The sequence below is a fragment of the Paenibacillus sp. HB172176 genome, from assembly GCF_011947265.1.
Classification (GTDB): Bacteria; Bacillota; Bacilli; order Paenibacillales; family Paenibacillaceae; genus Pristimantibacillus.
Genome location: NZ_JAATHD010000073.1, coordinates 1 through 1,210, shown reverse-complemented (window position 1 = coordinate 1,210; position 1,210 = coordinate 1). Strand labels below are relative to the sequence as shown.

The 1,210-nt window shown below is 38.8% G+C and carries 1 protein-coding gene; it reads left to right on the top strand.

Features of this window, described 5'->3' with window-relative positions:
* The coding region (locus HFP08_RS28800) for an MOSC domain-containing protein (protein WP_168124076.1) at nucleotides 1–753 on the top strand (753 nt) is incomplete at its 5' end.
* Nucleotides 754–1,210 lie beyond the last annotated feature (457 nt).

The following is a 1,210-nucleotide window of genomic DNA, read 5'->3' as shown; positions in this document are numbered from 1 at the left end:
TTTTCCATGCCGTTCCCCACTTGTCCGTTTCTTTATCTATTTCTTATTCGACAAATGGTTCATTTTTCCTTGCCTTGGTTTGCTAAGGACTTTAATTCAACTTATATAGAAAGTTGTTTTGTAGATACATATGGATTATTTGGCGACCGATTTTGTACTTTTTACGATGAAACAAAGGTAGGTTGGGATAGATTTATCACTGCTAGAGATATCCCACATATGCTTAGTTATTCGGCTCAACTAGTTGATGACGGAGTTAGTGTTACATCACCCAATGGACAAAGTTTCTGCTGGAATGAAGAGTTATTAGTCGAAATTCAAAGATACTCTAGTACGAAAATCTCAATGTCGAGCTATAAAGCGCCGAACCCAGAAAGTCCAAACCTTATGTCTGTTGACTTAGCTAGTGTTCTTATAATTACAGATTCTTCATTACGCAAACTGGAAAGAATATGGGGGGAAAACTTAGATCAACAAAGATTTAGAGCAAACCTAATGGTTTCGATAGATGAAGATGCATTCAATGAAAGCCGTTGGATAGGAAAGCGAGTTTTAATTGGAGGAGCTGAGCTGCAAGTTGAAGCATTATGTGAGCGCTGTTCAATAATTACAATTGATCCTGTTACACTTGAACGAGATATTTCTCTGTTGAAGAAAGTAAATGAGCAGGTGAATTTAAACTTTGGCGTATACGCTTCCGTAAAAAAGACTGGGCAAATTCAAGTCGGTCAGAAGGTATATTTATCTGGGTGAACAATTTCTTAGTTAGCTAACGAGAATCGATAGTTAAATTGTGTAGTTATTTCGAAGAAGGCGCTGACATCCTATAACTTCGTATTCACGCTGCGTCACTATCGCTCCTTGGTCCGGCCGAAGTAGGAAAAAGTGGTTTCGAAGAAGATGATTCAGTAGCATGGAAGCCTATTCAGCAGGACAACCTTGCACTGCCTAACCGTGTCACGGCCGTTCCCTCCGGTCACTTAAGGCAGTGAAGGTTCGTGAATACGAAAACGTTAACCGAAAGAAGTTGTTACATTCTAGGAGGAGTCTATATGATATTGGAAAAAGTTATAAATAGAATTGTAATGCAAAGTGAATATAAGGATTTTGTAGATAACTGGACAGTGAAAAGTTCTCGTCAAAAAATGGACACATGGTAAAACAACCCAATCAAGCGAATCTGTGATATCCTTACGGTTCCTACGCCGGA